The following is a 26,195-nucleotide window of genomic DNA, read 5'->3' as shown; positions in this document are numbered from 1 at the left end:
TGTCGATTGTGGTGGAAGGCGGCCTTTGGGTCGCCTTTTTCGCGGCGAGGCGGGACAACTGTGGCAGGGCCGCCATGTTGCTGTCTGGCAGGTGAACGAGGCGTTCAGAGCGAGTTCAATCGCGGCATCCTATTACGGGGACAACGCGAATAACCCGCGTCTCTGTCGGAGGAAGATATGAGAAAGATTGTTTCTGCCGCTCTCGCCGCCCTCGTCGCCACCGCTGCCCTGACCACCACGGCACTCGCCGACGACCGCAATGGCGACAACGATCAATGGCGCCATCACGGCTGGCACCAGAACGACCAGCGCCGCGACTGGCGCGACAACGATCACCGCAATGACTGGCGTTCGGAAAATCGCCATGACGGCTGGCGGCGCGACCATTGGCGCCACAATGGCTGGGACCACGACGCCTGGCGCGGTCGTCCGTGGCGCTATGACGCTCCGGTCTGCTTCGTTCAGAAGCACCGCTATGTCGACGGCTGGGATCGCGTCCATATCGTGTTCGAGCGCGTTTGCCGCTGACAATACCGGTCCGATCCCTGTTTGAAACGTCGGATTTCCAGTTGCGACTGGGAATCCGGTTTTCCGTCATCCAGCAACAGGCGAATGCACGCGCCGCAGTGCGATCGGAATGAGGAGAAGAAAGGCAAAATAATAGACGGCCAGGATCTGGCTGGCGACCACGACCTCCGTGTCAGGCGGCTGCGCACCCAAATAACCGAGCCCCAGAAATGCCGCGACGAAAGTCAGCCACGCGATCAACCAGAGCCAGCGCCCTATACCTGCCATGGCGCTCGGCTTCGTCCACGGCCACAGACCGGGAGCCAGGACCGCAAGGAAGGCAATGACGAGACCAGCCGTCTTGTCCGGCACGCTCCGCATGAGCGAGAAATAGGGCAGGACGTGCCATGAGGGCACGATGGCAAACGTCGCGGGCTCGGGCTCGCGCGGCGGCAAGAAGTGCGCGAGCGCCAAGCCGAGGAGCAACCCGGTCGCAGCAGCCACGATGACCAGGGCCGCGAGCCAGACCCATCGGCGAGTCCGCCAGCGGCCGTAGTGGGCGAAAAGCACATCGATTGCGAGCAGTACCAGGAGTACGTTCGGCAAAATCCACGGTGACATGGCCAGTTGCTCCAGGATCGACATCGCCCATGGCGCATTGGCGGCCAGCCAGAACAGCAATTGTCCCTTCGGCAAGACATGGCGCATGAAGCTCAGGACTTCAGCCACCGTCCAGCCGAGAATCAGGATGACCCATGTGGCACTGCGGACGCGATCGAAAACGCCGTTGTAGAGCGATGCGAGGATATGAACGATCGCGATCAGATAGAAACCGTCGATCAGGTCTTCCGTAGAGGCGCGGCCGGCGGAAATCGTGAAGAAGAGGTTGGCAAATAGCGCCAGGACTACGAATAGGCCGATATCCTGGGCGATCGTGCGGGAGGATGCGGTCATGCGTAGGCCCTACCGTAGCCGAAGATTTCGGGTCTATCGTTATCGGAGCCGCGGATGGCCCACTAACTCATCAGGCGGCCCGCGGCTCGATCTTTTCGAGCTCTGCCGCTATCAGCCGACGTCGCTGCATCAGGTCGTGATCCGTCTGAAGCCCGAGAAAATAGCCTTCCGACATGCCAAAGAAACGTGCGAGCCGGAGATCGGTATCGGCGGTCATTGCCCGCTGGCTATTGACAATTTCGTTGATCCGGCGTGGAGAAACGAAAATTGCGCGCGCCAATGCGTTCTGGCTGATGCCAAGGGGTTTCATGAATTCCTCGAGCAGGATTTCGCCCGCATGGGGATTATGCAGCAATTCATCGTCAGTCATGATAGTCGACGATCCCGACATTTTCGGCACCTCCATCATTCCAGGTAAAGCATATTCGCCACTGGTCGTTGATACGAATGCTGAACTGGCCTGCTCGATCGCCTTTGAGAGCCTCCAGCCGATTGCCCGGCGGCACGCGAAGATCTGGCAGCGTCTTGCTTTGGTTGAGTATGCGGAGCTTTCTCAGCGCAATATTCTGTATATCGGGCGGTAGCTTTCTGCTCCGCCTGCCCGACCATATCAGCTCGGTTTCCTGATCCGCGAAACTCTTGATCACGCCTCGACTATAACGCGTTGCGTCATATAGCGCAACGCGTTATATCCAGCGTTACGCGAAATAAGCCTGCAACGGCTTGATATCCAGATTGCCTGCCTTCAGCGCCCGGATCGCCTCCGCCGCCGAGAGCGCCCCGGACATCGTCGTGTAGTACGGCACCTTCTGCATCAGCGCGGCACGACGCAGCGATTTCGAATCCGAGATCGCCTTGTTGCCGTCGGTCGTGTTGATGACCAACTGGACCTGGCGATTGCGGATGGCGTCCTCGATATGCGGCCGGCCTTCCAGCACCTTGTTGATCTTGGTCGACTGGATGCCATGGTCAGAGAGGAAGCGCTGTGTGCCGCCGGTCGCCATGACTTTGAAGCCGATGTCGTTGAGGATGCGGATGGCCGGGAGCACGCGCTCCTTGTCGCTGTCGCGCACCGAGACGAACACCGTGCCGGAGCGCGGCAGTTCGACATTGGCGCCGAGCTGGCTCTTGGCGAAGGCCAGCGCAAAGTCGGTGTCGAGGCCGATGACTTCGCCGGTTGAGCGCATTTCCGGGCCGAGCAGCGTGTCGACGCCCGGGAAGCGGGCGAAGGGGAACACAGCTTCCTTGACAGCGATGTGTTTCAGATTGCGCGGATCGGGGCGGGTGGGGACGTACGCTTTGAAGGCTGTGTCCAGCGTCTCGCCGGCCATGACGCGAGCAGCGATCTTGGCGATCGGCGCGCCGATGGTTTTCGCCACAAAGGGCACCGTGCGCGAGGCGCGCGGATTGACTTCGAGAATATAGATCACGCCGTCCTTGATGGCGTATTGGACGTTCATGAAGCCGCCGACATTGAGCGCTTTGGCGAGCGCCTTGGTCTGCACTTCGAGCTCGTCGACTGTGTCCTTCGGCAGCGTCCGCGGCGGCAGCGAGCAGGCCGAGTCGCCGGAATGGATGCCAGCTTCCTCGATATGCTCCATGATGCCGCAGATATAGACGTCCTTGCCGTCCGACAGGCAGTCGACATCGACTTCGATGGCGTTCGACAGATAGCTATCGAACAGCAGCGGGTTCTTGCCGAGCAGGGTATTGATCTGGCCGGTCTTGTCGTTCGGATAGCGTGCCTTGATGTCTTCCGGCACCAGTTCCGGCACGGTGTCGAGCAGATAGGTCTGGAGCTGGCTTTCCTGGTGGATGATCTGCATGGCGCGACCGCCGAGCACGTAGGACGGGCGTACGACCAGCGGGAAGCCGATCTCGGTGGCGACGAGGCGCGACTGTTCGACCGAATAGGCGATGCCATTCTTCGGCTGGTTGAGGTCGAGCTTCATCAAGAGCTTCTGGAAACGATCGCGATCCTCGGCGAGGTCGATCATGTCAGGGGCGGTGCCGAGGATCGGAATGCCGGCTCGCTCCAGCGCATCGGCAAGCTTCAGCGGCGTCTGGCCGCCGAACTGAACGATGACGCCCAGCAGTTCGCCCTTTTCCTGCTCGATCTTGAGAATTTCGATGACGTCTTCTGCGGTCAGCGGCTCGAAATAGAGGCGATCGGAGGTGTCGTAGTCGGTGGACACCGTCTCCGGATTGCAGTTGACCATGATCGCTTCGAAGCCGGCATCCTTCAGCGCGAAGGCGGCGTGGCAGCAGCAATAGTCGAACTCGATGCCCTGGCCGATACGGTTCGGGCCACCGCCGAGGATCACCACCTTCTTGCGGTCGGAAACCTGCGCTTCCGTGCGGGCGGCGCCGACGAAGGGTGTCTCATAGGTCGAATACATATAGGCGGTCGGCGAGGCGAATTCGGCGGCGCAGGTGTCTATGCGCTTGTAGACGGGGCGCACGTTCAGCTGGTTACGGATTTCGGCGACTTCCTTCGGCCGCTTGCCGGTCAGGGTGGCGAGGCGGGCGTCCGAAAAGCCCATGGCTTTGAGCATGCGCAGGTTGGTTGCGTCCTCCGGCAGGCCATGCTCGCGGATGCGCATTTCCATATCGACGATCGATTTGATCTGGGCGATAAACCACGGGTCGATCTTGCAGCCGTCGTGAACCTCTTCCTCGCTCATGCCGAGGCGCAACGCCTGCGCTACCTGGCGGAGCCGGTCGGGCGTCGGCGTGCCGATGGCGGCGCGGATGGCATTGTGGTCGTCGCCTTCGGCCATGCCGGGGATTTCGATCTCGTCGAGCCCGGTCAGGCCGGTTTCGAGGCCGCGCAGCGCCTTCTGCAGGCTTTCCTGGAAGGTGCGGCCGATGGCCATGACTTCGCCGACCGACTTCATTGCCGTGGTCAGCACCGGCGAGGCGCCGGGGAATTTCTCGAAGGCGAAGCGCGGGATTTTGGTCACGACATAGTCGATCGACGGCTCGAACGAGGCAGGCGTGGCGCCACCCGTGATGTCGTTGTCGAGTTCGTCGAGCGTATAGCCGATGGCGAGCTTGGCCGCGATCTTGGCGATCGGGAAGCCGGTGGCCTTCGAGGCCAGCGCCGAGGAGCGCGACACGCGCGGGTTCATCTCGATGACGACAAGGCGGCCATTGTCGGGATTGACGGCGAACTGGACGTTGGAGCCGCCGGTCTCGACGCCGATCTCACGCAACACCGCGATCGAGGCGTTGCGCATGATCTGGTATTCCTTGTCGGTCAAGGTCAGCGCCGGCGCCACGGTGATCGAGTCGCCCGTGTGGACGCCCATCGGGTCGATGTTCTCGATCGAGCAGATGATGATGCAATTGTCCGCCTTGTCACGGACGACTTCCATCTCGTATTCCTTCCAGCCGAGCACGCTTTCCTCGACCAGCACTTCGGTCGTGGGCGAGGCATCGAGGCCGGACGAGACGATGTCGAAGAATTCCGAGCGGTTATAGGCAATGCCGCCGCCAGTGCCACCCAGCGTAAAGGACGGGCGGATGATCGCCGGCAGGCCGATAGAATCCAGCGCCTGGGCAGCGAGCGCCTGGGCATGGTTCATATAGCGCTGCTTGCGGTCGCTTTCGCCGAGGTTCCATTTGTTTTCCAGGGCATCGAGCGCCTGGTCGAGGGTATCGCCGGAGAGCTCGCCGCGCAGCTTGGCGCGTTCGGTCTCGTGGCTGCGGCGGTCGGCATCCTTGATCTCGGTGGCATTGGCGAGCATGGAACGCGGGGTTTCGAGGCCGATGCGGGCCATGGCTTCGCGGAACAGTGCGCGGTCCTCGGCCATGTCGATGGCATCCGGCTTGGCGCCGATCATCTCTACATTATAGCGGTCGAGCACGCCCATGCGCCGCAGCGACAGTGCTGTGTTGAGGGCCGTCTGGCCGCCCATGGTCGGCAGAAGTGCGTCCGGGCGTTCCTTGGCGATGATCTTGGCGACGACTTCGGGCGTGATCGGCTCGACATAGGTCGCATCCGCCAGGTTCGGATCGGTCATGATTGTCGCCGGGTTGGAATTGACCAGGATGACCCGGTAGCCCTCTTCCTTCAGCGCTTTGCAGGCCTGGGTGCCGGAATAATCGAATTCGCAGGCCTGACCGATGACGATCGGGCCGGCACCAATGATGAGGATCGATTTGATATCCTGGCGCTTCGGCATCTATACTTCCATCTAATCTTCGCCTGCAGCAAAGGCCGGCTGACGGTAATCTACCGGCCGGGTGCAGGGGACGTTTCTCAAGGCTAGGTGGGCCTTATAGGGAAATGTGTCGGTAAGCGGAACCCCGTCCGCACAAGTTTTTTCCGCAATTCACGGATCAGTCTTTACCATTCCCGCGAAGGCCGAGCGGCCCATTCGTGACAGCGACATGCTCGCGTGACATAAGCGCGCCGAAAAACGCGTTCGGAACCAGTTGAGACTATGATTCGTATCGAAAACATCAGCAAGCAGAACAGCCATCGCATTCTCTATATCGAAGCCTCGGCGGCTTTGAACCGGGGCGAGAAGATCGGGCTTGTCGGCCCGAACGGCGCCGGCAAGACGACGCTCTTCCGGATGATCACCAGCGAGGAACTGCCTGACGAAGGGCAAGTGTCCGCCGACAAGGGCATCACCATCGGCTATTTCAACCAGGATGTCGGCGAGATGAGCGGCCGTAGCGCCGTGGCCGAGGTCATGGATGGCGCCGGGCCGGTCAGCACCGTCGCGGCGGAGATGCGTGAACTCGAGGCGGCGATGGTCGATCCCGACCGGGCCGACGAGATGGATGCGATCATCGAGCGCTATGGCGAAGTGCAGGCGCGGTTCGAGGAACTCGACGGCTATGCGCTGGACGGCAGGGCGCGGGAAGTGCTCGATGGCCTGAGCTTCAGCCAGGAAATGATGGATGGCGATGTCGGCGCGCTTTCGGGCGGCTGGAAGATGCGCGTGGCGCTGGCCCGCATCCTGCTGATGCGGCCCGACGTGATGCTGCTCGACGAGCCGAGCAACCATCTCGATCTCGAAAGCCTGATCTGGCTGGAGCAGTTTCTGAGGGGTTATGACGGCGCGCTGCTGATGACTTCGCACGACCGCGAGTTCATGAACCGCATCGTCAACAAGATCATCGAGATCGATGGCGGCTCGCTGACCACTTATTCCGGCGACTTTGAATTCTATGCCGAGCAGCGGGCGCAGAACGAAAAGCAGCAACAGGCACAGTTCGAGCGCCAGCAGGCGATGCTCGCCAAGGAAATCAAGTTCATCGAGCGGTTCAAGGCGCGCGCCAGCCACGCCGCGCAGGTGCAGAGCCGGGTGAAGAAGCTCGAAAAGATCGAACGCGTCGAGCCGCCGAAGCGTCGGCAGACAGTCGCCTTCGACTTCCTGCCGGCGCCGCGCTCAGGCGAAGACGTGGTCAATATCAGGAACGTCCACAAGAAATATGGCAGCAAAGTCATCTATGAGGGGCTGGATTTCATGATCCGCCGGCGCGAGCGCTGGTGCATCATGGGCGTAAACGGGGCCGGCAAGTCGACCCTGCTCAAGTTGGTGGCGGGCTCCGCAGACCCTGACCAGGGCAGCGTCACGATCGGGGCGAGTGTCAAGATGGGTTATTTCGCCCAGCACGCCATGGACCTGCTCGATGGCGACCGCACGGTATTTCAATGGCTGGAGGATTCCTTTCCGCAGGCGGGGCAGGGAGCGCTCAGGACGCTGGCCGGCTGCTTCGGTTTTTCCGGCGACGACCAGGAAAAGAAGTGCCGGGTGCTGTCGGGCGGCGAGAAGGCGCGGCTGGTCATGGCGCGCATGCTGTTCGATCCGCCGAACCTGCTCGTGCTCGACGAGCCGACCAACCATCTCGACCTCGATACCAAGGAAATGCTGATCAAGGCCTTGGCCGACTATGAAGGTACGATGCTGTTCGTCAGCCACGACCGGCATTTCCTCGCCGAGCTGTCCAACCGGGTGCTGGAACTGACGCCGGAAGGCATCCATCAGTACAATGGTGGCTACACGGAATACGTGGCGCGCTCAGGCCACGAGGCGCCGGGGCTGCACGGCTGATGCAACCCTCTTTCAAATGCAAACGGCGGGCAATGCCCGCCGTTTGTGTCCGGTGATATCGGTTCGGATCAGAACTCTTCCCAATCTCCGCCCGATGGCGAAGCGGCCGGTGCCGACGAGAAGGCGGCGGCGAGCTTGTTGCCGAGAGCACGAGCGGGAGATGCTGCCGGGCGGGCCTGCGCAGTCGCTGGCGCAGGCGCCGTGGCGCGCGGCGCGGGGCGTGCGGCGGGCTGGATAGCCGGGCGGGCCGGGGCGTGTGCGGCCGGGCGAGACTGGTGCTGGGCGGTGGCGCGCACTACTCTTGCACCGCCGCCGAGCTCGAACTGGCCGAGCCGCGACGACAGCGACGTCACTTCGGTCACCAGCGTGTGCGAAGCGGCGTTGGACTCCTCCACCATGGCGGCGTTCTGCTGGGTCGCCTGGTCCATCTGGTTGACGGCGGCGTTGATTTCCTGAAGGCCGGTCGATTGCTCGCGGGCGGCCTGGACGATCGCCTCGACATTGCGGTTGATGTCCTGCACCTGGGTGACGATGGCCGTCAGCGCTTCGCCGGTCTGGCCGACGAGGCTGACGCCGCGTTTGACCTGTTGGCCGGAGGCGGTGATCAGGGCTTTGATTTCCTTTGCCGCAGTGGCCGAGCGTTGGGCGAGTTCGCGCACTTCCTGGGCGACGACGGCAAAACCCTTGCCGGCTTCACCGGCGCGAGCGGCTTCGACGCCGGCATTCAAGGCCAGGAGGTTGGTCTGGAAGGCGATGTCGTCGATCACGCCGATGATGTTGGAGATCGACTGCGAGGATTGCTCGATGGCACTCATCGCCTCGACTGCGTCGCGGACAACGGCGCCGGACTGTTCGGCGCCCTGCTTGGTGCGGGCGACGAGCGAGCCGGCTTCCTCGGCGCGGACTGTCGAATCCTTGACCGAGGTGGTGATTTCCTCGAGTGCCGCAGCCGTCTCCTCGACGGAGGCCGCCTGCTGTTCGGTGCGGCGGGCGAGATTGTCGGCCGCGGAACGGATTTCCTCGGAACCGGTTTGGATGGTCACGGCATTTTCGGAGAAGGACAGCATGGCCGCCTGCAGCTTCTCGACGCTTTCGTTGAAGCTGGCGCGGATCGAGTCGAGTTGCTCGGTGAATGGCTTTTCCAGCCGCACGGTCATGTCGCCGTTGGAAAGCCGCGCCAGGCCGTCGCCGAGTTCTTCCACCGCGAATTTGATCGACGCTTCGCGCGCCTGATGCATATGTGAGCGCTCGTTGCGTTCGTTCTCCTCGCGCGCCATCGTCGCTTCGACGTCCTTTTCGAGCTCCACCTTGCGACGGTTGCTTTCGAGCAGCACGCCGAGCGAGYGGGAAAGGTCGCCGATCTCGTCCTTGCGGTCGATATCCTTGAGCGCGACGTCGAGCTTGCCGCCGGCGAGTTCACGGGTGGCGGCGATGACGCCGGTAATGCGGGCGATGAAGCCGCGGGCAATCAGCCAGCCGCCGAGGCCTAGCAGCAGGGCGGCGACGAGCGTGATCGCGGCGGCACTCCAGATCATCGTATGGAGCTGCGCGAAGACCGTGCCCTTCGGCACCGACACGATTGCATACCAGTTGTTATCATCAGTGAGTTTAACCGGATAGGCGATCGACAGATAGGCTTGACCGTCGATTCCGACCGTTTCCGATTCCTTGCCGGCATTGGCGATCAGCACGTCCCAGCCCTTGGTCTTGTCGCCGGCATCCTTCAGCGTCTTGCCGCCGAGCGAAGCGTCGGGATGGCTGATGATGTTGCCGGCGGCCGTGATCAGCGCAATATAGCCTGTGCTCATCGGCTTGACGGCGTTGAGCGCCTTGTTGACGTTATCGAGCGACATGTCCATGCCGGCGACGCCGACGGCCTTGCCGTCGATCATGATCGGCGTGGTGATCGAGGTCATCATCACCTGCTTGCTCTCGATCGCATAGGAATAGGGCTCGATGATCACCGATTTGGCACGATCGTGCGGGAGAAGGTAGTAATCGCCGGCGCCCGGCTTGTCGTAGTCGGTGAGCGGTGTGTGAAGAATCTTGTCGCCGCTATGCACCCAATAGGGGATATAGCGGCCGGTGGCGTCGTGGCCTTCCTTGTTGACGAAATCCTTGTCCTTGCCGTCAAAGGCGTTCGGATCCCAGCCGGTCCATGTGCCGAGCGCGATCTTGTTGTCTTCCAGCAGGTTCTTCAGCAGCAGGTCGGCCTGGACGCGGTCGGGATGACCGCCATCCTTCATCGCCGACAGCGACGTCTCCATGTTCTTCACCGTCTGCAGCGCGTTTTGCATCACCTCCTGGATGTCGCGCGCATTGGCGCTGGCGATCTGGCGCATCTCACCAAGGCTGCCCGCGCGGACGTCGTTGTAGGCGACCCAGAAGAGCACGCCGGAGGCGGCAATGGTGGCCACGACACCGCAGGCGGCGACGGAAAAGATGTTCCGGCTGGTTGCCGACTTGAAGAGCATGCGAATTCCCTCCTGTAACGATAGGTGAGGCGTGTCCCTCCGGCGCATCCGCCCGATCAAGGTCAGTGACCGACGCAGGCAGGTGCAGACCGGGAAACGCTCGATGTTGCCAAAAGTATTATGTGCGAATTAATTTAGCGTTTAGCGAAGTACCGCTGCACGATTGGAATCAAACGATTATATTGATGGAATGCCTGCCTATGGTTGGTAAATACGTTCGCTATTCAAGCCTGGCGCGAACGTCGGCAGCATAAGTACGGCTGACCGGAACTTCAGTGCCGTCCGCCAACCTGAGAACGGCCCTGCCATCCACGCGTTTTACCGTGTCGACAAAATCGTCTGCGACCCAATGCGAGCGATGGACCTGCAGGCCGCGACTCACGCCGACTTCCGCCAGCGCATCGGAGAACCTGAGCAGAAGCAACTCGCTGCCGCGGCTCGTCTTGACCAGCGTATAGTGATCTTCGACGGCGATGTGCAGGATGAGGCCGCGGTTTTCCGGCTTCAGACGGCGCAGGAGCGGCGGCGGTTCGACAGATGCAGCAGTTGCCGGGGCGGCGTCTTGCTCAGGTCCCGCGAATGGCGCGGACGATGTCTCTTGCGTCTGCCGAGCGAGTGCCTCGTTCGACATCGCCATATAGGTGATCAAGCAAAAGATGACGCAGAGCGGCACTGAAAAAAGCATTTCGGAGCCGATCGTAACGGCCGCCGGCGCGTGTCCGAACCAGGCATAGCCGATGAGTTCGATGATCACGCCGATCGGGATGGCCGCGACGACCGAACCGATCAACATCCGGATGAGCATGCCCGGCAGGAAGCTTCTGAGCAGGACGTCGCCCAGGACGGAGAAAACCAGCGCCGTGGTCCAGGCGAAGAGATGCAGGCTCAGCCAATAACCCAGCCGCGGCAGGAAGCGCAGGTCCTCCAGCGTGCCGAACGGGCCTGTCAGCGCAAAGAGCAGAACCACCGCGCCGAAGGTGATCCAGAGCCGATGCGATGTCGCAATGGTCTGCAGTTCACGAAGCGTGGATTGCACGACGCCGCCGTTCACGAATTTCCTCCGCTCTCCACGCAGATCTCCTTGAAGCGGAAAGACAGATGGACGAGGCCGGTGGCAATTGCAACTGTTTCAGGACAAGGCCATGAACCTCGCGCCGCTTCTCGATGCCCCTCTCGCCATCCAGGTCCATGTCGCAACCGTCGTTCCCGCAGCCCTCATCGGCCCCTACATGTTCTGGGCACGCAAGGGCACGCCGACCCATCGGCTTGTCGGGCGGGTATGGCTGGGGCTGATGGTCCTGGCTGCGCTTTCGTCGTTCTTCATCCACCAGATCAATCTGTTCATGGGCTTTAGCCCCATCCACCTCGTTTCGATCTTCGTGCTGGTTACCGCATGGCTCGCCTATCGTTCGGCGCGCCAGCGCCGGATCAAGGATCACAAGCGGCAGGTGCTGGGGCTTTATTTCGGCGGCGTGGTCGGCGCCGGGCTGTTCACGCTGCTGCCCGGCCGGATCATGAACAAGGTGGCGTTCACCTATGCGGATCTCGGCCCCGAGCTTTCGAGGCTTCTGATGCTTCTCGGCGCGATGGCCGGCATCACAATCCTGCTCTTCATTCTGTCGCGGCTTGCTGCAAGGCGGCGCGCTTTCACGCGGCCGCTGGTGGAACGGATTTGAACATGACGCAGTTATCTGCTTAAATCGCCGGACAAATCGGCAGATAACCGGAGTTTCCTATGGAATGGAGAGGACGCCGCCAATCGAGTAATATCGAGGATGAGCGGGGCACTGACCCGACATCGGCGCCGGGAAGCCCCTATAACGGACGCCAGGGTGGGATCAACATCCCGGTCGGGCGCGGCGGCATCGGCTCGATCGTGCTGATCATCATTGTCGTTATCGTGCTCAGGTTCATGGGCGTCGACGTGACGCAACTGCTTGGCGACGGCCAGACGCAATCGCCAGGCTATACGCAGAGCCAGAGCACGTCCACCCAGAGCACGGCCGGCGAGGAGGACACCAAGGCGTTCGTGGCGACCATGTTGGCCGAGACCGAGGACGTCTGGAATGGCATTTTCCAGTCGATGGGCAAGCAATATGAAGAGCCCAAGCTGCTGTTGTTCCGCAATTCCTATCCCTCGGCCTGCGGCCAGGCGAGTGCCGCGACCGGCCCGTTCTATTGCCCCAATGACCGTAAGGTCTATCTCGACATGGCCTTCTTCCAGGAAATGTCGCAACGCTTCGGCGCTTCGGGCGAATTTGCCGACGCCTATGTTGTCGCCCACGAGGTCGGCCATCACGTGCAGAACCTGCTCGGCATCCTGCCGCGCTTCAACCGCGCCCGCCAGAGCATGAGCGAGAGCCAGGCCAATGCCGCTTCCGTTCGGATCGAACTGCAGGCGGACTGCTTTGCCGGCATCTGGGGCAAGTTCACCAAGCAAAGGGGCCTGCTCGACAAGGGTGACCTCGAAGACGCGCTCAACGCCGCCAACCAGATCGGAGACGACAACCTGCAGAAGCAGGCGCAGGGTTATGTCGTGCCCGACAGCTTCACTCATGGCACGTCTGAGCAGCGTATGCGCTGGTTTAAGCGCGGTTTCGACAGCGGCAAGCTCACGGACTGCGACACGTCGACAGGGCAACTCTGATAGAGGCGAAATTCCGACAGACAGGCCTACCGATGCATAGGCCGGAGCACTATATCCTTCCCGGCACTAATCCTGGGAGGGGACGCCGTGGAAATCATTACCCCTAGCATTGCGAATATCGGGCTGTTCGTCAGCGCCGCTCTTGTGTTGCTTCTCATTCCGGGTCCAGCCGTTCTCTATCTTGTCGGGCGCTCGGTCGAGCAGGGCAGACTTGCGGGATTGTATTCGATCCYCGGAATTCATACGGCAACGCTCGTCCATGTCGCTGCGGCGTCGTTTGGATTGTCCGCCGTGCTCGCTTCGTCGGCGCTTGCCTTCAGCATCGTCAAATATGCCGGTGCTGCCTATTTGATCTGGCTCGGCCTCAGGAAAATCCTTGGCCGGACCAGTGCCAACGATGTCGAGGTGACAGCATCAGGGCATAGCCATCGCCGCGTTTTCCGTGACGGTTTCGTCGTCAATCTCCTGAACCCCAAGACAGCACTGTTTTTTCTGGCCTTCCTGCCGCAGTTCGTTGACGTGAGCCGTGGCCATGTCGCCATGCAGATCGCTTTCCTTGGCGTGCTCTTCACGGCGATCGGTCTGGTGACGGACGGTTGCTATGCGTTCGCTGCCGGGACCGCCGGCAATTGGTTGAAGCGCAACAAGGGCTATCTGAAATTCGAGCGTTATATCAGCGGCGTCACGTCCATTGGCCTCGGACTGACCGCGGCATTCGCGGGAAATCATAGGAAATAGAAGGCTTTGCAGGTTCTGTTTGGTGTAAGCGCCGACGCAGCAGTCAGAATGGTTGATGTATGACATCAGAATTTTTGGCGCTTCGGCTGGCCGCTTTTGACCAAGCTGACTTGAAGAAGGTCAAATTTTCGGTTAGAGAAAATCGTTCCTTTTATGTTCTGGTCTTTGCGGCCGGAAAACGGCGTGAGACCAGACATGATTGACGAAAAACGCGCCCGTCGCGGGCTGGCGCTCGTATTCCTTATCGTGCTGATGGATATGATGGGCATTGCGCTGATCATGCCCGTCATGCCGGCCTATCTCAAGGAATTGACCGGAGCTGACGCCACGCAAGCCGTCGTCGAGGGCAGCTGGCTGTTCATCGTCTATTCGGCGATGCAGTTCCTGTTCGGCACCTTCATCGGCAATGTCAGCGACCGCTTCGGCCGCCGGCCGATCCTGCTTGCCTCGGTGCTGTCCTTTGCCATCGACAATCTGATCTGTGCGGTGGCCGGCAGCTACTGGATGCTGTTCATCGGCAGGGTTCTGGCCGGTATTTCCGGCGCGAGCTATGCCACAGCCTCGGCCTATGTCGCCGACATTTCGACGGACGAGAACCGCGCCAAGAATTTCGGCCTGGTGGGCATTTCTTTTGGCGTCGGCTTTACCATCGGACCGGTGATCGGCGGCCTGCTCGGCGAGCTCGAGCCGCGCGTGCCCTTTTATGTGGCGGCGCTGATCGCCTTCCTCAATTTCCTGGTCGGCATGATCTTCCTGCCGGAAACACTGGACGCCGAGCATCGTCGCAAGTTCGAATGGAAGCGCGCCAATCCGCTGGGCGGGCTCCTGCAGATGCGCAACTACAAGGGCATCGGTTCGGTTGTCGGCGTCATGTTTCTGTTCTGGTTTGCGCATGTCGTCTATCCCATCGCCTGGCCCTATGTCGCCAATTACCGCTATGGCTGGAGCCAGGGCATGATCGGCCTGTCGTTGGGAACGTTCGGCGTGCTGAGCGCCTTCATCATGGGGGTTGTCCTGCCGCGCTTCGTCAAGGTCTATGGTGAATGGACGACGGCGATCGTCGGGCTGATCTTCTGCGCGGTCGGTTTCCTTGGCTATGCCTTTGCCTGGCAGGGATGGATGGTGTTCGTCGTCATCGCCGTCGCCTGCCTGGAAGGCATGACCGATCCCGCCTTGCGCTCGATCTCGGCGGCCGGTGTGCCGCCGTCGATGCAGGGTGAGTTGCAGGGCACGCTGAACAGCCTGTCGAGCATCACCTCGATTGTCGGCCCGTTCCTGTTCTCCTATCTGTTCAGCACCTTCACCGCGCCCCAGGCGCCGGTGCATTTTCCTGGCGCGCCTTATGCCGCGGCGGCGCTGATGACGATCGCGGGCCTGATCATCTTCGTCCTGAAAGTGCGACGGCCGGCGATCCCAATGGCTGAACCAGCGACCTATCACGGGCATTGATACTGCTATGAATAGTTGAGACGGATCGCCAGCGCGTCTGGCGTTTGCGGTCGCCGTCCGGTATCAGCGCAAGGCAGCGTTGGAGGAGACGTGGAAGAGATTGCGCACCATCAGCAACAGGTGATCGTGGACAATGGCTGGAAAAGCCATTTCGTCCAGACACTTGTGCTCGGCATTCCGCTGATCGGTGCCCAGCTCGCCCAGCTCGGCATCAATGTCACCGACGTCTTCATCATGGGCCGTCTCGGCACGGCCGAGCTCGCGGCGATGGTGCTCGCCAGCCAGTATTTCTTCACACTGTTCATCTTCGGCTCCGGCTTTGCCACTGCCGTCGTGCCGCTGGCCGCGCATGCGGTGGCGCAGGACGACAAGATGCAGGTGCGTAGGTCGGTGCGCATGGGGCTCTGGATCGTCTTTGGCTTTTCGGCGCTCACCATCCCGGGGATTTACCATGCCGAGAGCGTGCTGGTCTTTGCCGGACAGGACCCGCATATCGCCAAGCTTGCCGGCGACTATCTGCACGTTGCCGGCCTCGGCATGTTTCCCGGCCTTGCCTTCATGGTGCTGCGCTCTTTTCTGAGCGCCGTCGGCTGTGCCGGCTTCATCCTCTACGTGACGCTGATCATTCTCGTCTTCAATGCCGTCTGTGCCTATAGCCTCGTGCTCGGCCATTTCGGCCTGCCGGCGCTCGGCATGTTCGGTGCCTCGATCGTGGCGCTGTCGGCCAATATTCTCGGCCTGGTGCTGACCATTGTTTATATCGAACGCAGCGCGGCGCTGCGCGCCTACGAAATTTTCGTCCGCTTCTGGCGGATCGACCTCCATGTGCTCTGGGAAGTTTTCCGCCTCGGCCTGCCGATCAGCCTCACCATTCTCGCCGAAGTCAGTCTGTTCACCGTTGCCTCGCTGCTGATGGGTCGGATCGGCACGGTGGAACTGGCAGCCCATGGCATCGCGCTGCAATGGGCCTCCGTCGCCTTCATGATTCCGCTCGGGCTGGCGCAGGCCGCAACGGTGCGCGTCGGCATGGCGGCAGGGGCGGGCGATCATCAGGCGCTGGTGCGCGCTTCGGTGGTCGTGGTGGTGATCTCGATGACCTGTTCGCTGATCGGCGGCATCGTCTATGCCACCCACCCGACACAACTCGCTTCACTCTATCTCGATCGATCCAAGCCCGATGCCGATGCGGTGCTGACCTATGCCAGCGGTCTCGTGGTGATTGCCGGCATTTTTCAGCTTGTCGATGGCCTGCAGGCGATCGGTGCCGGCCTGCTGCGCGGCATCAAGGATACGACCGTGCCGATGATCCTGGCGCTGATTGCCTATTGGGCGATCGGTTTTCTGCTCGCCTATGTGCTCGCCTTTCATGCCGGTTTCGGCGGCATTGGGGTCTGGATCGGTTTTCTCTGTGGCCTTGCCGCAGCGTCGGTCCTGCTGCTTGGGCGATATTTCATCCTTGTATCGCGCATGCAAAAGGCGGCCTGAGGGGCCGCCTTCCAAAGGCTTGCTTCGTCAGCAGATCAACGTTCGGCGATTGCCGGCTCGCCCTTCTTTTCCTTGATCAGGTTCATGAAGCGGCGGAAGAGATAGTGGCTGTCCTGCGGGCCGGGAGACGCTTCCGGGTGATGTTGCACAGAGAAGACCGGCTTGCCGGTGAGGCGCAGGCCGCAATTGGTGCCGTCGAACAGCGACACATGCGTCTCCTCTACGCCGTCAGGCAGCGACTTCGAATCCACGGCAAAGCCATGGTTCATCGAGACGATCTCGACCTTGCCGGTCGTGTGGTCTTTGACCGGATGGTTGGCGCCGTGATGGCCCTGGTGCATCTTCGCGGTTTTGCCGCCGAGCGCCAAGCCGAGCATCTGGTGGCCGAGGCAGATGCCGAAGAGCGGCAGATCGGTTTTGAGCAGCGACTGGATGGTCGGCACGGCATAGATGCCGGTGGCGGCCGGGTCGCCCGGGCCGTTCGACAGGAAAACGCCATCCGGCTTCTGCGCCATCACCTCGTCGGCCGTCGTCGTCGCCGGCATCACGGTGACCTTGCAGTCGAGCCCGGTGAACAGGCGCAGAATGTTGCGCTTGACGCCGAAATCAAGGCAGACGACGTGGTATTTCGCATCCTCGGGCGCGAGGTCGGAATAGCCCTCGTTCCACGCCCAGGGCTTCTGCGTCCATTGCGACGACTGGCCGGATGAAGCGACCTTGGCGAGGTCGAGATCGACCAGGCCGCTCCAGGCCTTGGCCTCGGCCTTCAGCACGTCGATGTCGAAGATGCCGTTCGGATCGTGGGCGATCACTGCATTCGGCATGCCGTTCTCGCGGATCCAGGCGGTCAGCGCGCGCGTGTCGATACCGCACATGCCGACGATGCCGCGCGCCTTCAGCCAGGTGTCGAGGTGCTTTTGCGCCCGGTAGTTGGAAGGGTCGGTGATGTCGGCCTTGAAGATCACGCCGACCGCGCCGTGGCGAGCCGCCGGCGTCAGGTCCTCGATGTCTTCCTCATTGGTGCCGATATTGCCGATATGCGGAAAGGTGAAGGTGACGATCTGGCCGAGATAGGAGGGATCGGTGAGGATTTCCTCATATCCGGTCAGCGCCGTGTTGAAACAGACCTCTGCCTGGGTTCGGCCCACGGCCCCGATGCCCTTGCCTTCGATGACTGTGCCATCGGCCAGGACGAGAAGGGCTGTGGGCTTGTCGATGGTCCAGGGTGAGGTGCTCATGTCGCTCCGTTCCGGCGGGATCTGTCCGCCTCGTGCTCGCAGGAAAACGCGCTCGGATCACTCCGCGCCGCCAGGATTTTCCCCTTTCTTGCTGTTGGCGCGGAAAATAGTCAGCGGGCGGTCGCCGGTCAATGTGCGAAGGGTCGCATGTGTGAAATAAATGTGAAGGTAAATCAGGCACTTGTCGATGCCGCATTGCTTTTTCCACATTCTCTCGGCATAAGCGCCAGAAATCCTGGAGAATCCTGCCATGCGCGACGAACTGATGACCGCCCTCAAGGAGGCGATGAAGGCCAAGGAAACGGCGCGGGTTTCGACGATCCGCATGGTCCAGGCTGCGATCAAGGACCTCGACATCGCCAGCCGCACCAAGGCCGACCCGACCGTGACCGACGGCGACATCGCCCAGCTTTTGTCGAAACTCGTCAAGCAGCGCGAGGAATCGGCGAAGATGTATGACGATGGCGGGCGGCCAGAGCTTTCGGCCAAGGAGCGCGAGGAGATCGCCATCATCTCCGAGTTCATGCCGAAGCAACTTTCGGAAGCCGAGGTGATCGAAATCATCAAGGGCATCATCGCCGAGACCGGTGCGGCGAGCATCAAAGACATGGGCAAGGTGATGTCGGCGCTGCGCGAACGCTATCCCGGCCAGCTCGATTTCGGCAAGGCGTCCGGGCAGATCAAGGCACTGCTCGGCTGACTTTATGACCTGTGAATTGCTGTAATACCAAGTGTCGATGATATGAACCTATTGCGTGACCCGGAAACGGTCATCCGGGTAGGAAAATACCGYAGAGCGATGCCTTGGCATCGGTCGAGGATTTTGACGCCCCCGGTGGCCGATTTCCGGGTCACCCTGCGGGCCGGGCGCTTTTGGCTTCCGGACGTCGTCGAAAATCCTCGCCGGACCGGCRGGTCCGACTGCGGTTTGCTCCTAGCCGGAAGCCAAAAGCGCCCGGCGCAATAGGTTCATATCATCGACACTTGGTATAAGTTGGCGCGTCCAGGTGGCGCGCCTTCGTTTATGTGCTTATATCGGTCCCAACAGGACCCAGAAGATGCGATTTTCCAACACCTTTCTCGATGAGCTGCGCGACCGCGTGCCGATTTCGGACGTGATCGGCAAGCGCGTCATCTGGGACAGGAAGAAAACCAATGCCGGGCGTGGCGACTATTGGGGCAATTGCCCCTTCCATGGCGAAAAGACGCCGAGCTTTCACTGCGAAGATCGCAAGGGGCGCTATCACTGCTTTGGTTGCGGCGTCTCCGGCGATCATTTCCGTTTCCTCATGGAGCTCGACGGCATGGCCTTCGGCGATGCCGTGCAGCAGGTGGCCGATATTGCCGGCATGCCCCTGCCGGCGCCGGACCCCGAGACCGAACGGCGCGAGCGTGAGCGGCACAGTCTCTTCGATGTGATGGAACTCGCCACGCAGTTCTTTCAGGATCAGTTGCAGACGGCAGGCGGGGCCAAGGCCCGCGCCTATCTGCGCGACCGCGGCCTGTCCGGCCGGACGATCGAGAGTTTTCGTCTGGGCTATTCGCCCGACAGCCGCAATGCGCTCAAGGAATTCCTGGCGGGTAAAGGTGTCACCAGGGAGCAGATCGAGGCCTGCGGGCTGGTCGTGCATGGGCCGGACATCCCGGTCTCCTATGACCGCTTCCGCGACCGCATCATGTTTCCGATTCTCTCGTCGCGGGAGAAAGTGATCGCCTTCGGCGGCCGGGCTCTGTCGTCGGATGCGCCGGCCAAATACCTGAATTCCAACGAGACGGAGCTGTTCTCCAAAGGCCAGGTGCTGTTCAACTTCGCCCGCGCCCGCAAGTCGGTGCAGGCAGCGGATGGCGCCGGCACGGTCATCGCCGTCGAAGGTTATATGGACGTGATCGCGCTCAGCCAGGCGGGCGTGGAAAATGCGGTGGCGCCGCTTGGCACGGCACTGACGGAGAACCAGCTGCAGCTTCTCTGGAAGATGGCGGCGGTGCCGGTTCTCTGCTTCGACGGTGATGGCGCAGGCATGCGAGCGGCCTCGCGCGCGGTCGATCTCGCATTGCCGTTTCTCAAGCCCGGTTTTTCGCTGAGGATCGCGCTGCTGCCGGATGGCAAGGATCCGGACGATCTGGTGAAGGTCGAGGGCCGTGCGCCCTTCGACCGGGTGATCGGCGAGGCCCGGGCGCTTGCCGAGATGGTTTGGCTCCGCGAAACATCGGGCACCAGCTTCGATACGCCGGAACGACGCGCCGAGCTTGAAGGCAGGCTGAAGCAGGTGACACAGGTGATCGCTGACGAGAGCGTTCGCTATCACTATCAACAAGACATGCGTGACAGGCTCCGCGCCTTTTTCCAGAGTAAGACGGCCAGGCCCCAGCAGGACCGCCGGAATTTTCAGGGCCGCGCGCAAGGGCGCGGGGCGCCGCCCGCCGCCAATACGCCTTCCGTGTCAGCGCCGATCTCCGATCGGCTGGCGCGATCGGGCCTCGTATCCGGCTACCGTGCACTGCCCCCGCTGCGCGAGGGCGTGCTGGCGCTGACGCTCGTCAATCATCCGCCGCTGTTCTTCGAGGAATATGACACTATCGCGCATCTGGAATTCGACAATCGGGATATGCAGCGCTTCTGGCAGGCGGTGATGTCGGTGACAGCGGCAAGCGGTCCGAGCCTCGTTCGCGAGGAATTGATCACTGCGCTGGAAGTCCAGGGTTTCGAGACGCTGATTGCCAATCTGGACAAGCAAATCCGCTTCGCACGCCTCTGGACCGCGACAGAGCATGCGGCGATCGAGGATGCGCGCGAGGGCTTTACGCAAGCCCTGGCGCTATACGTCAGATCGCGTGAACTCAAAAGGCAAATTCGAGAGTTGGAAAAGGAAATTGCCGAGGCGACCGAAATGAACTTTTCGGAAGAAGAAGTGCAAAGGTTGTTGAATACATTGCACCTCATTCAAGTTGAGGCAACCCGCCTGGACAAACTTGAAGCGCTGGTCGACGGCTTCGGCGTGATGTCGGGGCGGGTAAAGGGGCCAGCGGGCGGGCATTGACCGGGATGAGGTCGGCCATGGCTGCGCCCGGTGCAAATGGTCTGGCCCTCGCTCCGATCGTCAGGCCTTGCGGGCTTTGCGGTTGGCGTAGCGCCGGTCGCGTTCGGCCTTGCGCGCGGCTTCGTCTGCGATGACGCGCTCGATCCTGGCTTTTTCAGCGGCACCCCGTTCTTCGGCTTCTCTTCGGGCTTCCGCTTCGGCTGTCGCGATCCGGTGCTCTTCCTCGGCCTGAAGGCGCTGCAACTCAGCTGCCTTGATCTGCTCGCGCGCGGCGCGCCTTTCTTCCCTCGCGGCCGCCACAGCTTCGCGTTCAGCCTGTTTAGCCGCCATCAAGGGTTCTGCGGCCGCTTTGGCGGCGCGAAAGCTCTCAAGCAACGTCTGTTTTGCAGTCGATCTTTCGTTGAGGCGATCGGAAAGGTCGTTATTTCTTTTATTTTTCAAATCTCTGGTTCCGGTTAGAGGTTCGGCCGCCGCGCACCATCAGGCTCCGGGCGGCAATTTTGCTGACTTCAACGGCAAACAAATCGGTGCCGTCAAGTGATTATCCGCCTGGGCGTTCTACATCTTCCAGCGGCAATGCGGCAGCCAGATCGCTGGCTTCCTTTGCCTTGCGCAAGGCCCGCAGCCGATTGGTTTTCTCATCGCGGGCCTGCGTGATCGCATCATTCTCGGAGGCGGTGCGACTGCGTGCGAGAGATTTCGTCTTGCCAAACACGGCCTCAGCCCGTTTGCGGGAACTGCCAAATGGATTGGTCATATATGGCTCCTGAGGTTCGCCGCAGTCTACGGATAGCAAAAAAGCCAGGCACTTGCCTGGCTTTCTATCAAACTCGGCGCGCCGATGCCAGTACATCCGTGGTCATCGTCAAGCCAAATTCCTTGTCAGGCAGCCTGAAGCTGACCTGCGGACATCTTGCCCGACTTCCGGTCGCGCTCCAGCTCGAAGCTGAGCTTCTGGCCTTCGACGATCGTGCGCATTCCTGCGCGCTCAACCGCGGAAATGTGGACGAAGACGTCCGCATCGCCGTTGTCAGGCTGAATAAAGCCGAAGCCCTTGGTGGAGTTGAACCATTTAACTGTGCCGGTGATCATAACGAACCCTTTCATAGCATGTTGAAAATCCCGCCGCGCAGGAGCGCAACGGAGTGTGGTGGCGATTTTTGAAGGGAAGGTTCGTTGATGCGCGTTGCTTGCGCGCGGTCACAAAAGCTAATCAAGCAAATATCGATGACCTGCAGATAGTCACCGGTCGCTGATTTGTCAACCAGCAGTTTGCCTTTTCGGCCAACTTCATTGCGGTGCTGATGTTTCTGGCATCCGCCGTGCCAAGCCATTACGGTGTCCAGAACTGGAATTCGTCGCCGGTTGTCGCGCCTGACATGCTGGGCCGACGTGCACGGGGATAGCATTTTGAAAACGATTCCTGGAGCAGACGATCGTGCCCGATGCCGTGAACTTCATTACAGAACCCGCCCGCCAGATCGAAGTCATCCGACAGACCGATGTGCTGGTGGTTGGCTCCGGACCGGGCGGTCTTGCTGCGGCGCTGGCGGCGGCGCGGTGCGGTGTCGAGGTGACGCTGGTCGAGCGATTTGGCTGTTTCGGTGGCAATATCACGGTTGTCGGCGTCGAGGGTTTTGCCTGGTATCGCCATGAAAAGACAGTGGAAGCCAATGGCATAGGACGCGAATTCGAAGAGCGCGCCAAGGCGATGGGTGCGGCCGTTCCGGAGAGCCAGTCGCTGTCCTATGAACTCGATTCGGAAGGTTTCAAACTGGTGGCTGACCGTCTGGTCGAAGAGGCCGGCATCCATCCGATGCTGCACCGGCAGTTCGTGGCGCCGCTCATGGAAGGCGATGCGATCATCGGCATCATTGTTGAATCCAAGGCTGGACGCGAAGCGATCCTGGCAAAACTGGTCATCGATGCCACAGGCGACGCCGATGTCGCAACGCGTGCCGGCGCGCCGGTCATGAAGACGCCAGTTGAGGAGATGCAGGCGGCCTCGGTGATGTTCCACCTCGCCGGCGTCGACAAGCGCGCCTTCATGGACGGTATCAAACGCGATCCGCAGACCTATGGCGACTGGTCGACCGGAGAGTGGAAGATCGAAACCTCCGGCAAGGAGGACGAACTGTTCTCGCCCTTTCTGGCAAAGCCTTTCGCCCAGGCGATCAAGGACGGGGTCATCCCGAAACACCTCAACACGATTGCCGGCACCTGGGGTGCGATGCATGATTCCGGTGAACTCACTTATATGAACCTCGTCCACCTTGCCGGCTGCGACGGCACCGATCCGGACAGCATGACGAGGTTCGAGATCGAAGGCCGCAGGCAGGCCATGCTGGCGATCGAGGCATTGCGTCGCTACACGCCGGGATGCGAGGGCGCGCGGCTGAGGAATTTCGGCATGTCGATCGGCATCCGCGATACGCGCAAGCTCGACGCGGTCTACAATATGACGGAGGGCGACGTCCGCTACCAGGGCCGGTTCGACGACACGATCGGTATCTATCCTGAATTCATCGATGGCTATGGCGTGCTGATCCTGCCGACCACCGGCCGCTATATGCAGATTCCCTATCGTTCGATGTTGCCGAAGCGCGTCAAGAACCTGCTTGTCGCCGGCCGGGCGATCGGCGGCGACAAGATTGCGCATGCGGCCACCCGCAACATGGCCTGCTGTGCCGTCGCAGGGCAGGGCGCCGGCGTGGCCGCGGCGCTTTGCGTCAGGGACAATGCCGATTTCGGCCATGTCGACATGGCTGCTGTGCAGAAAGAGCTTGAACGGCAGGGCGTCCGCATCCATTGATCGTTCTCATGATTTTTTTGAGCGGCAGGTTTTGAATGCGCAGTGTCATCGTTCTGGGTGCGGGCATGGTCGGCGTGTCGACTGCCATCGCGCTCAAGGACCGCGGCTGGGATGTCGTGCTCGTCGACCGCAAGGCGCCGGGGCAGGAAACGAGCTACGGCAATTCCGGCATCATTCAGCGCGAAGCCGTCGAGCCTTATTCGCTGCCGCGCGGCATCGGCGACCTCTTCAACATCGCCACCGGCCGCAGCAACGACGTTGTCTACTCCTTCCGTGAGCTGCCGTTCCATGTCGGGCCGCTTCTCCGATATTGGTGGTATTCGCAAACCGGGCGGCACCGGGCTCTGTCGCAGGCCTGGGCCAGCCTGATTGCCCAATCGACCGCGACACATGGGCCGCTGATCGAGCGTTCYGGTGCCGGCGATCTCGTCCGCCGCAACGGTTTTCGTATTCTTTTCCGAACCACGTCCGGGCGTGGCAAGGCTCTGAGCGAGGCTGAGCGCAAATCGAAGACGTATGGCGTCAGCTTCCGGGCACTGTCGGCTGCCGAGATGGCGACGGCCGAGCCGGCTTTGCGCAATTGCGGCGTCGGCGGCCTGCATTGGCTTGAACCGTGGACCGTCAGCAGTCCGGGAGGCCTCGTTGCCGCCTATGCTGACTTGTTCGAGCGGCTGGGTGGCCGGTTTGTCCATGGCGATGCCGATACGCTGGCGCGAAAGGGAGCGGGCTGGTCGGTCCACAGCGAAAACGGTGCGGTCGAGGCCGAGGCTGTCGTTTCCTGCCTCGGGCCTTGGTCGTCGCCGGCTCTCCGGCAATTCGGCTATCGGTTTTCGATGGTGCTGAAGCGCGGCTATCATATTCATCATCGTTCGCCGCAGCCTTTGCAGGCACCGGTCATGGATGTCGAAAACGGCTACCTCATGATCCCCATGGTCGCGGGCACGCGAGTCACCACCGGTGCGCATCTTGCCCGACAGGGTGTGCCGCCGAACTATCGCCAGCTCGAGCGCGCCGAGCGGCTGGCCCAGGATCTCTACGATCTCGGCCCGCGCGTCGAAAGCACGCCGTGGCAGGGCACGCGGCCGTGCACGCCCGACATGTTGCCGGTGATCGGCCCGTCGCAGCGCGAAAAGGGCCTGTGGTTGAATTTCGGCCATGGCCATCAGGGGTTTACGCTCGGGCCGGCATCGGCCGAGGTGCTTGCCCGGATAATGGACGGCGAGGCGCCCGGCATCGACATGGCGCCGTTCCGACCGGAACGTTATTAACGCCGCACGGTCAGGCAATCTGCTATCCTGTCAACGTCAATATTCCGGCGTCGCTTTTGCTGCGCGAAGGCATTGGTTCTGCTATACCGCAGGCAATTCAAATTGCCGCGAGACACCACGATGACCGACGTCTTTCTCCAGCATCTGCGCAACGAACTCGATGGCCTGAAATCGGCCGGGCTCTATAAATCCGAGCGGGTCATCACCTCGAAACAGGCGGGTGAAATCACAGTCGCATCCGGCGCCCATGTGCTGAATTTCTGCGCCAACAACTATCTCGGCCTCGCCGACAACGAGGAACTGGCCGAGACGGCGAAGAAGGCGCTTGACCGGTATGGCTATGGCATGGCCTCGGTGCGTTTCATCTGCGGCACACAGGAGGAACACAAGGCGCTGGAGGCCAGGATTTCATCCTTCCTCGGCATGGAAGACACGATCCTCTATTCCTCCTGCTTCGACGCCAATGGCGGTCTGTTCGAGACGCTGCTGGGCGAGGACGATGCGATCATTTCCGATGCGCTGAACCATGCCTCGATCATCGATGGCGTCAGGCTCTCCAAGGCCAAGCGGTTCCGCTATGCCAACAATGACATGAAGGCGCTGGAAGAAGAGCTGAAGAAGGCCGAGGGCAGCCGCTTCAAGCTGATTGCTACCGATGGCGTGTTCTCGATGGATGGCATCATCGCCAACCTCGCCGGCGTCTGCGATCTGGCGGAAAGATATGGCGCGATGGTCATGGTCGACGACAGCCATGCGGTCGGCTTCGTCGGCCGGCATGGGCGCGGTTCGGCCGAGCATTGCGGGGTCGAGGGCCGGATCGACATCATCACCGGCACGCTCGGCAAGGCGCTGGGCGGGGCGTCGGGTGGCTATACATCGGCCAAGCGCGAAGTGGTGGACTGGCTGCGACAGCGGTCGCGGCCATATTTGTTCTCCAACACGCTGGCGCCGGTGATCGCGGCGGCATCGCTGAAAGTGTTCGACCTGATCGAACATGGCGATGACCTGCGCTGGCGCCTATATGACAATGCGGCGCTTTTCCGCAGCGAGATGACCAGACTCGGCTTCACGCTGGCCGGCGAGGGGCATGCGATCATCCCGGTGATGCTCGGCGATGCGGCGCTGGCGCAGGAAATGGCGGCTCGGATGCTGGAAAAGGGTGTCTATGTGATCGGCTTCTCCTTCCCGGTGGTGCCGAAGGGGCAGGCGCGGATCAGGACGCAGATGTCGGCGGCGCATCAGCGGAGTGATGTGGAGAAGGCGATTGCGGTGTTTGCCGAGGTGGGCAGGGAGTTGGGGGTGATTTGAGGGTCGCATGCTGGGCTACCCCCCTCTGCCCTGCCGGGCATCTCCCCCTCGAGGGGGGAGATTGGATGGGGCGCCGACATTGCCCCCAAAATCGCATCAGTTGCCCAACACTCGATTATGATTTGAGGCAGGCGTGTGCCTCTGGCAAATCTCCCCCCCCTTGAGGGGGAGATGTCCGGCAGGACAGAGGGGGGGCCACGCACTGT

24 protein-coding genes are annotated in these 26,195 nt (G+C 61.4%); 12 read left to right on the top strand and 12 right to left on the bottom strand.

The window, feature by feature from the left end; all coding sequences use genetic code 11:
* Window positions 1-177 precede the first annotated feature (177 nt).
* Window positions 178-528: a hypothetical protein gene (locus tag AC1D06_RS20230; protein WP_477883766.1), complete on the top strand. Its 351-nt coding sequence runs from the start codon at window positions 178-180 to the stop codon at window positions 526-528.
* Window positions 529-594: 66 nt separating this feature from the next.
* On the opposite strand, the gene AC1D06_RS20225 is transcribed toward AC1D06_RS20230, so the two are convergent.
* The 4 genes from AC1D06_RS20225 to carB all read right to left on the bottom strand — a co-directional run bounded on the left by AC1D06_RS20225 (window position 595) and on the right by carB (window position 5,648).
* On the bottom strand, window positions 595-1,461 hold the full coding sequence (locus tag AC1D06_RS20225) for a hypothetical protein (protein ID WP_477987636.1): 867 nt from the start codon (window positions 1,459-1,461) through the stop codon (window positions 595-597).
* Between the two features lie 70 nt (window positions 1,462-1,531).
* Complete coding sequence (locus AC1D06_RS20220) at window positions 1,532-1,852, bottom strand: HigA family addiction module antitoxin (RefSeq protein ID WP_477883770.1); 321 nt, start codon at window positions 1,850-1,852, stop codon at window positions 1,532-1,534.
* Complete coding sequence (locus tag AC1D06_RS20215; RefSeq protein WP_477987635.1) at window positions 1,824-2,108, bottom strand: type II toxin-antitoxin system RelE/ParE family toxin; 285 nt, start codon at window positions 2,106-2,108, stop codon at window positions 1,824-1,826. The genes AC1D06_RS20220 and AC1D06_RS20215 overlap by 29 nt, the downstream gene beginning before the upstream one ends.
* Before the next feature lie 51 nt (window positions 2,109-2,159).
* Window positions 2,160-5,648, bottom strand: coding sequence for a carbamoyl-phosphate synthase large subunit (carB, locus tag AC1D06_RS20210; RefSeq protein ID WP_477883772.1), 3,489 nt, complete (start codon window positions 5,646-5,648; stop codon window positions 2,160-2,162).
* Window positions 5,649-5,909: 261 nt separating this feature from the next.
* On the opposite strand from carB, the gene AC1D06_RS20205 reads away from it, so the two are divergent.
* Complete coding sequence (locus AC1D06_RS20205; protein WP_477987634.1) at window positions 5,910-7,532, top strand: ABC-F family ATP-binding cassette domain-containing protein; 1,623 nt, start codon at window positions 5,910-5,912, stop codon at window positions 7,530-7,532.
* Window positions 7,533-7,600: 68 nt separating this feature from the next.
* On the opposite strand, the gene AC1D06_RS20200 is transcribed toward AC1D06_RS20205, so the two are convergent.
* Both AC1D06_RS20200 and AC1D06_RS20195 read right to left on the bottom strand, forming a co-directional pair.
* A complete protein-coding gene (locus tag AC1D06_RS20200; protein WP_477987633.1) occupies window positions 7,601-10,006 on the bottom strand; it encodes a methyl-accepting chemotaxis protein in 2,406 nt (801 codons plus the stop codon).
* Window positions 10,007-10,226: 220 nt separating this feature from the next.
* The gene (locus tag AC1D06_RS20195) at window positions 10,227-11,057 is read right to left on the bottom strand and encodes a LytTR family DNA-binding domain-containing protein (RefSeq protein WP_477987632.1); all 831 of its coding nucleotides are present in this window, start codon (window positions 11,055-11,057) and stop codon (window positions 10,227-10,229) included.
* 91 nt (window positions 11,058-11,148) lie between these two features.
* Between AC1D06_RS20195 and AC1D06_RS20190 the strand changes: the two genes are divergently transcribed.
* From AC1D06_RS20190 to AC1D06_RS20170, 5 genes are all read left to right on the top strand, one after another.
* Window positions 11,149-11,682 carry a DUF2306 domain-containing protein gene (locus AC1D06_RS20190; RefSeq protein ID WP_477987631.1) on the top strand — a complete coding sequence of 178 codons (534 nt, stop codon included), beginning with the start codon at window positions 11,149-11,151 and terminating at the stop codon, window positions 11,680-11,682.
* A gap of 59 nt (window positions 11,683-11,741) precedes the next feature.
* Window positions 11,742-12,653: a KPN_02809 family neutral zinc metallopeptidase gene (ypfJ, locus tag AC1D06_RS20185; protein ID WP_477987630.1), complete on the top strand. Its 912-nt coding sequence runs from the start codon at window positions 11,742-11,744 to the stop codon at window positions 12,651-12,653.
* Window positions 12,654-12,740: 87 nt separating this feature from the next.
* Entirely contained in the window at window positions 12,741-13,391 is a 651-nt protein-coding gene (locus AC1D06_RS20180; RefSeq protein WP_477987629.1) for a LysE family translocator, read from the top strand.
* Between the two features lie 153 nt (window positions 13,392-13,544).
* The gene (locus AC1D06_RS20175; RefSeq protein ID WP_477987628.1) at window positions 13,545-14,840 is read left to right on the top strand and encodes a TCR/Tet family MFS transporter; all 1,296 of its coding nucleotides are present in this window, start codon (window positions 13,545-13,547) and stop codon (window positions 14,838-14,840) included.
* Between the two features lie 90 nt (window positions 14,841-14,930).
* On the top strand, window positions 14,931-16,325 hold the full coding sequence (locus tag AC1D06_RS20170; protein ID WP_477987627.1) for an MATE family efflux transporter: 1,395 nt from the start codon (window positions 14,931-14,933) through the stop codon (window positions 16,323-16,325).
* 35 nt (window positions 16,326-16,360) lie between these two features.
* Here AC1D06_RS20170 and carA read toward each other — a convergent pair whose 3' ends face one another.
* Window positions 16,361-17,563: a glutamine-hydrolyzing carbamoyl-phosphate synthase small subunit gene (gene carA / locus AC1D06_RS20165; protein WP_477987626.1), complete on the bottom strand. Its 1,203-nt coding sequence runs from the start codon at window positions 17,561-17,563 to the stop codon at window positions 16,361-16,363.
* 57 nt (window positions 17,564-17,620) lie between these two features.
* A complete protein-coding gene (locus AC1D06_RS20160; protein WP_477883786.1) occupies window positions 17,621-17,815 on the bottom strand; it encodes a hypothetical protein in 195 nt (64 codons plus the stop codon).
* Between AC1D06_RS20160 and AC1D06_RS20155 the strand changes: the two genes are divergently transcribed.
* Entirely contained in the window at window positions 17,814-18,263 is a 450-nt protein-coding gene (locus AC1D06_RS20155) for a GatB/YqeY domain-containing protein (RefSeq protein ID WP_477987625.1), read from the top strand. The two genes, AC1D06_RS20160 and AC1D06_RS20155, sit on opposite strands and share 2 nt — an antisense overlap.
* A 358-nt stretch (window positions 18,264-18,621) precedes the next feature.
* Complete coding sequence (gene dnaG / locus AC1D06_RS20150) at window positions 18,622-20,601, top strand: DNA primase (RefSeq protein WP_477987661.1); 1,980 nt, start codon at window positions 18,622-18,624, stop codon at window positions 20,599-20,601.
* A gap of 60 nt (window positions 20,602-20,661) precedes the next feature.
* Here dnaG and AC1D06_RS20145 read toward each other — a convergent pair whose 3' ends face one another.
* From AC1D06_RS20145 to AC1D06_RS20130, 4 genes are all read right to left on the bottom strand, one after another.
* Window positions 20,662-21,042, bottom strand: coding sequence for a DUF6481 family protein (locus AC1D06_RS20145; RefSeq protein WP_477987624.1), 381 nt, complete (start codon window positions 21,040-21,042; stop codon window positions 20,662-20,664).
* Window positions 21,043-21,142: 100 nt separating this feature from the next.
* Window positions 21,143-21,358, bottom strand: coding sequence for a hypothetical protein (locus tag AC1D06_RS20140; RefSeq protein WP_477881451.1), 216 nt, complete (start codon window positions 21,356-21,358; stop codon window positions 21,143-21,145).
* A gap of 125 nt (window positions 21,359-21,483) precedes the next feature.
* Complete coding sequence (locus tag AC1D06_RS20135) at window positions 21,484-21,708, bottom strand: cold-shock protein (RefSeq protein ID WP_477881452.1); 225 nt, start codon at window positions 21,706-21,708, stop codon at window positions 21,484-21,486.
* A complete protein-coding gene (locus tag AC1D06_RS20130) occupies window positions 21,705-21,935 on the bottom strand; it encodes a hypothetical protein (protein ID WP_477987623.1) in 231 nt (76 codons plus the stop codon). Before AC1D06_RS20130 ends, AC1D06_RS20135 begins: the two co-directional genes overlap by 4 nt.
* A gap of 104 nt (window positions 21,936-22,039) precedes the next feature.
* On the opposite strand from AC1D06_RS20130, the gene AC1D06_RS20125 reads away from it, so the two are divergent.
* From AC1D06_RS20125 to AC1D06_RS20115, 3 genes are all read left to right on the top strand, one after another.
* A complete protein-coding gene (locus AC1D06_RS20125) occupies window positions 22,040-23,413 on the top strand; it encodes an FAD-dependent oxidoreductase (RefSeq protein WP_477987622.1) in 1,374 nt (457 codons plus the stop codon).
* A 35-nt stretch (window positions 23,414-23,448) separates the two neighbouring features.
* Entirely contained in the window at window positions 23,449-24,681 is a 1,233-nt protein-coding gene (locus tag AC1D06_RS20120) for an NAD(P)/FAD-dependent oxidoreductase (protein ID WP_477987621.1), read from the top strand.
* A gap of 120 nt (window positions 24,682-24,801) precedes the next feature.
* On the top strand, window positions 24,802-25,989 hold the full coding sequence (locus tag AC1D06_RS20115; protein ID WP_477987620.1) for a glycine C-acetyltransferase: 1,188 nt from the start codon (window positions 24,802-24,804) through the stop codon (window positions 25,987-25,989).
* The last annotated feature ends 206 nt before the right edge of the window (window positions 25,990-26,195 follow it).

The sequence above is a fragment of the Rhizobium sp. P2_G2 genome, from assembly GCF_056403555.1.
Note: the sequence above shows the minus strand (reverse complement) of the source record. Positions and strands in the feature narration are given on the sequence as shown.